Consider the following 5,258-nt stretch of genomic DNA (forward strand, 5'->3'; position numbering starts at 1 on the left):
AGTTGGTGGGCTTGGCACTAGATTTTTACCTGCAACTAAGGCTCTGCCAAAAGAAATGCTTACAATTGTAGATAAGCCAATTATCCAATATGCCTTTGAAGAAGCTAGAAACTCTGGGATTGAGAAATTTATTTTCATAACCGGTAGAAATAAAAATGTTATCTCAAACCATTTTGATCATGTATTTGAATTGCAAAAAGTTTTAGAAGATAAACAAAAAAGTGAAGTTTTAGCCCTTACAAAAGATTGGCTGCCACCAGCGGGTTCAATCGCTTTTATCAGACAACAACAACCTTTGGGGTTAGGCCACGCTGTGCTATGTGCGAGGAATTTTCTTCCAAATGATGAGCCTTTTGCAGTGCTTCTTGCTGATGAATTATTTTATAATCCAGCAAAGCCAGTGCTTTCACAGATGATTGATATTTGGAATAAAAAGCAAAGCGGAAATGTAATTGCGGTTAGAGAAGTTGAAAATCATAAAACTAGCTCATACGGAATTATAAAACCAGCTGGTGAACGCTTTGAAAATTCTATCAAAATCGCTTCTATGGTTGAAAAGCCAAACCCTTCTGAAGCACCCTCAAATTTCGCAATAGTTGGCAGATATATTTTAAGCCCTGAGATTTTTTCATATTTAGATAAAACTAACGCTGATAAAAACGGCGAAATTCAGCTTACATCTGCCCTTGATGCAATGGCTAGAGATAATATCAGCTCTTTCGGTGCATTAGTTGAAGGTGAGAGATTTGACTGCGGCGCTAGAAGGGGCTTCGTGGAAGCCAATATCGCAATCGCCCTACACAACCCCGAAATGCGTGAAGATATTTTGAAATTAGTTAAGAGATATAGTTAAAAACTATCATCACTAACTGAGATTTTGGTTTTGCGGTGGATGTAAGCATTCATTATAAAAGCAACTGCAATCATTGAGCTAATTAAGCTAGAACCCCCATAAGAAAGAAACGGCAATGGCACGCCTACAACTGGCAGAATTCCGCTCACCATTCCTATATTTACAAATACATGCACGAATAAAATTACCGCCATTCCAATTGCTATAGTTTTCCCAAAATTTGATTGACAGGCCTCTGCAACTTTTCTAGCTTGGTGGAAAAATAAAGCATAAAGCAATAGCAATATTAGCGTTCCGATATAGCCAAATTCCTCAGCAATTATAGAAAAGATAAAATCTGTTTGTTGCTCTGGCACAAAATTTAACTGGCTCTGCGTGCCTTTGCTAAGCCCCTTCCCTATCAAACCCCCTGCCCCAATCGCAATTTTGGATTGTATGATGTTATACCCTGCACCAAGTGGGTCTTGCTCAGGGTTTAGGAAGGTCTCAACCCTCTTTTTCTGATAATCATGCATATTCGCCCACAAAATTGGTAAGGCAAGCAACACAACGGCAACTACGCTAAAAATCTTCTTCCAGCTTAAGCCGGTTATAAACATAACTATCACACCAACCATTGAGATAATTGCGGCAGTGCCAAGGTTTGGCTGTAACAAAACTAAACCTGCTGATGCACCAATTAACATTAGCGGAAATACTAGGCTTGAAAATTTATGCAGATTATTAAAATGGAGTAAATGATAAAACCTTGCAAGTGAGAGAACTATAAATACTTTTACAAGCTCAGAAGGTTGGAATCTGAAATCCCCAATGGCAATCCATCTCTGTGCGCCAAGCCCACCTTCAACGCCGAAAATTTTTACAATGAGAAGCAAAACTAAGCCAAAGCCATATAAAATATAAGCGGTTTTGAACCAAACTTTTATATCAGTTAAAATTATTACGAATATTAAGGGCAAAGCAATAATACCATTTACCAAATGCTTAAACGCCCAAGGATAAAAATTGCCTTTAGAAGCTGAAAATAATGCAATAACCCCTACCCCATAAATTAATAAAGTTATGATTAATAACTTTATCGGCACAGATTTTAACTTTTCAAAAAGGGCTTGTTCCTGTGCTTTTTCTGAGATTATCATTTATATAGTTTTTGTTATCGTATTTGTAAATTAATTAGCTCAGAAGAATTTCTTCCAGCCACCTAATTCATACCCGCGAAAGCGGGTATCTATAGTTATTTTTAGATTCCCGCTTTCGCGGGAATGAAGCTGGGCAACTCAAGAGTCTAAATCTTCCAATAAGGCAGTTTTTCAGCCTTTGCACCTTGGTGGGTAACTGCCCCTTTTGAGGCAGGGCCAGCAAGCTGAGCAAACTTCCAAAGAACACCAGTTGTATGACCATTTTCACGAGGCTTCCATTGCTTTTTCCTATCAAGAAGCTCGGCATCAGAAAGCTCAACATTGATAGTGCCGGCAAGGGCATCAATATTTATTATATCACCATCTTTAATTAACCCAATAGTGCCACCAACGGCTGCTTCTGGCCCAACATGGCCAATACATAAACCACGAGTTCCGCCACTAAATCTGCCATCTGTAATAAGGGCAACATTCTCAACGCCCTGCCCATAAAGTGCCGCTGTGGTTGAGAGCATCTCACGCATTCCCGGCCCACCTTTTGGCCCTTCATAGCGGATAACTATAACATCACCTTCTTTATATTGCCTTTTTTTAACGGCTTCAAAGGCATCTTCTTCTTTATCAAATACCCTTGCTGGCCCTCTATGAGTTAGTTTTTTAAGACCAGCAATTTTAACTATGCAACCTTCCTCAGCCAAATTACCTTTTAATGTAACCACCCCACCAGTTTTAGAAAGTGGCGTTTTAACACGATAAACAACATCTTGATTTTCAGGGAAGATTATATCTTTCAGATTCTCTGCGATAGTTTTGCCAGTAACGGTTATGCAATCACCATATAATAGTCCATTATCAAGTAGCTCTTTTAGGACTATTGAAACGCCACCAATCTGATACATATCATTAGCAACATATTTACCGCCCGGCTTGAGATCCGCAATATAAGGTGTGGTGCGGAATATTTCACCGATATCATTCATATCAAAATCAATACCAACTTCATTTGCAATTGCTGGTAAATGCAAAGCGGCATTGGTTGAACCACCCGTTGCTGAAACCACACGGGCCGCATTTATCAAAGATTCACGAGTTATAATATCTCTTGGGCGAATGTTTTTTTCAAGACATTTCATTACATATTCTCCAGAGGCAAAAGCATATTTATCACGGCTTTCAAAGGGTGCAGGCGCACCAGCAGAACCGGGAAGTGCAAGACCTAGAGCTTCACTAACGCAAGCCATTGTGTTTGCTGTGAACTGCCCACCACAAGAACCTGAAGTTGGGCAAGCTACTTTTTCTAAATCAACCAATTCATCTTCGGACATTTTGCCAGCTTCATATTTGCCAACGCCTTCAAATACATCAACAACGGTTACATCTTTACCTTTATATTTACCCGGCATTATTGAACCACCATACATAAAAACTGATGGTATATTAAGGCGAGCCATTGCCATCATCAACCCCGGCAGAGATTTATCGCAGCCTGCAAAACCAACCAATGCATCATAGCAATGGCCACGAACGGTTAACTCTACTGAGTCAGCGATTGTTTCACGGGAAACAAGAGATGATTTCATACCCTGATGCCCCATCGCTATGCCATCAGTAACGGTGATTGTGGTGAATTCTCTAGGCGTTCCACCAGAAGCGAAAACCCCTTTTTTAGCAACTTGTGCTTGCCTTTGAAGGGCGATATTACAAGGCGCAGCTTCATTCCAAGTGCTTACAACCCCAACAAGTGGTTGCTTGATATGTTCATCTTTCAAGCCCATCGCATAATAATATGAACGATGTGGCGCTCGTTCCGGCCCTTCAGTTACATATCTTGAAGGTAATTTTGATTTATCAAATTTTGGTTTTTTATTTTCGTTTGTCATAAATTTTTTGTTTTTGTCACCCCGCATTTATTGCGGGGTTAATTATAATATCTAACCCCTCGCCTCTAAATATTTTATTGCTTCTAATGCAGACATACAGCCAGTTCCAGCGGCAGTGATAGCTTGGCGATAAATTTTATCTTGCACATCACCTGCTGCAAAAACCCCTTCAATATTAGTTTTTGTTGTTCCAGTTTTTGTAATTATATAGCCCTCAGCATCAAGCTCTAGCTTTGATTTGAAAATATCCGTATTAGGCTTATGGCCAATTGCTATAAAAATCCCATCAAGTTTTAACTCAGAAACCCCGCCAGTTTTAAGGTTTTTAATTTTTGCACCAGTTACTGAAAGTGGATTTTCAGTGCCAAGAACTTCTTCTAGCGCAGAATCCCAAATAACTTGCACTTTAGGGTGCTTGAATAATCTGTCTTGCAGAATTTTCTCCGCCCTTAAACTATCCCTTCTATGAATTAGCGTAACTTTTGAAGCGTGGTGGGTTAGATATAAAGCCTCTTCAACAGCAGTGTTTCCGCCACCAACAACTGCGACCTCTTTATTTCTAAAGAAGAAACCATCACAAGTTGCACAACCTGAAACGCCATAACCTTGAAATTTCTTCTCACTTTCAAGCCCAAGCCATTTCGCAGATGCACCAGTTGCGATAATAACGGAATCCGCGGTATAAACCTCACCAGAATCGCCTTTAGCTGTGAATAATTTATCAGAAAAACTAACTTCATTTATGTGATCAGAAATAATTTCCGTGCCGACATTTTCAGCTTGCTTTTCCATTTGTTCCATCAGCCAAGGACCTTGTATAACATCAGCAAAACCAGGATAATTTTCAACATCTGTAGTGATTGTCATTTGCCCACCGGGTTGCATTCCACGCACCATAATCGGCTTAAGATTTGCCCTTGCAGTATAAATTGCTGCGGTGCAACCAGCTGCCCCTGAGCCTATAACTAAAACTTTACTATGCTTTGGCATTATGAAAATAAATTTAATTTTTTATTATATTTATTATATATAGTTTAATTATAATCAATATTTTCCTGTTCATTATTGTATGAAAAATTTTTATAAAAATTTTGATATTAAATCTCCAGAGTTTGATATTAGAAACCCAGATGATATTCTAAAGACAATAATTTCTGAGCTTATGACTGGCGTTAGAAATAGAGAACACCCTTACCATTTGCTTTCAGTTGCGAATATAAATTCTAAAAATGAGCCAGATGTTAGAAATGTAGTGCATAGAGATTGCGATTTTTCTGAGCGAAAAATTATTTATCACAGCGATATTAGATGCCAAAAAATTAGTGATTTGAGGGAAAATAATAAGGTTTCCCTGCTTTTTTATAGCCCAGTAACTAAAATTCAGCT

5 protein-coding genes are annotated in these 5,258 nt (G+C 38.8%); 2 read left to right on the plus strand and 3 right to left on the minus strand.

The genetic code is table 11. The features are described 5' to 3' along the window. Window positions 1–853 (plus strand): UTP--glucose-1-phosphate uridylyltransferase (locus tag SFT90_07950; protein ID MDX1950407.1); only part of this gene is annotated, 853 nt, incomplete at its 5' end. On the opposite strand, the gene rodA is transcribed toward SFT90_07950, so the two are convergent. From rodA to trxB, 3 genes are all read right to left on the minus strand, one after another. Next, entirely contained in the window at window positions 850–1,992 is a 1,143-nt protein-coding gene (gene rodA, locus SFT90_07955; GenBank protein MDX1950408.1) for a rod shape-determining protein RodA, read from the minus strand. The genes SFT90_07950 and rodA overlap by 4 nt on opposite strands. 146 nt (window positions 1,993–2,138) lie before the next feature. Further along, on the minus strand, window positions 2,139–3,872 hold the full coding sequence (ilvD, locus tag SFT90_07960; GenBank protein ID MDX1950409.1) for a dihydroxy-acid dehydratase: 1,734 nt from the start codon (window positions 3,870–3,872) through the stop codon (window positions 2,139–2,141). Between the two features lie 51 nt (window positions 3,873–3,923). Next, complete coding sequence (trxB, locus tag SFT90_07965; GenBank protein ID MDX1950410.1) at window positions 3,924–4,862, minus strand: thioredoxin-disulfide reductase; 939 nt, start codon at window positions 4,860–4,862, stop codon at window positions 3,924–3,926. A gap of 79 nt (window positions 4,863–4,941) precedes the next feature. Here trxB and SFT90_07970 point away from each other — a divergent pair. Next, the coding region (locus SFT90_07970; GenBank protein ID MDX1950411.1) for a pyridoxamine 5'-phosphate oxidase family protein at window positions 4,942–5,258 on the plus strand (317 nt) is incomplete at its 3' end.

The organism is Rickettsiales bacterium, assembly GCA_033762595.1.
Lineage (GTDB): Bacteria > Pseudomonadota > Alphaproteobacteria > Rickettsiales > UBA8987 > JANPLD01.

Coding starts and splice junctions, on each gene's coding strand:
- rodA (MDX1950408.1), bottom strand. CDS start 1,992: ATGATAATCTCAGAAAAAGCACAGGAACAAGCCCTTTTTGAAAAGTTA.
- ilvD (MDX1950409.1), bottom strand. CDS start 3,872: ATGACAAACGAAAATAAAAAACCAAAATTTGATAAATCAAAATTACCT.
- trxB (MDX1950410.1), bottom strand. CDS start 4,862: ATGCCAAAGCATAGTAAAGTTTTAGTTATAGGCTCAGGGGCAGCTGGT.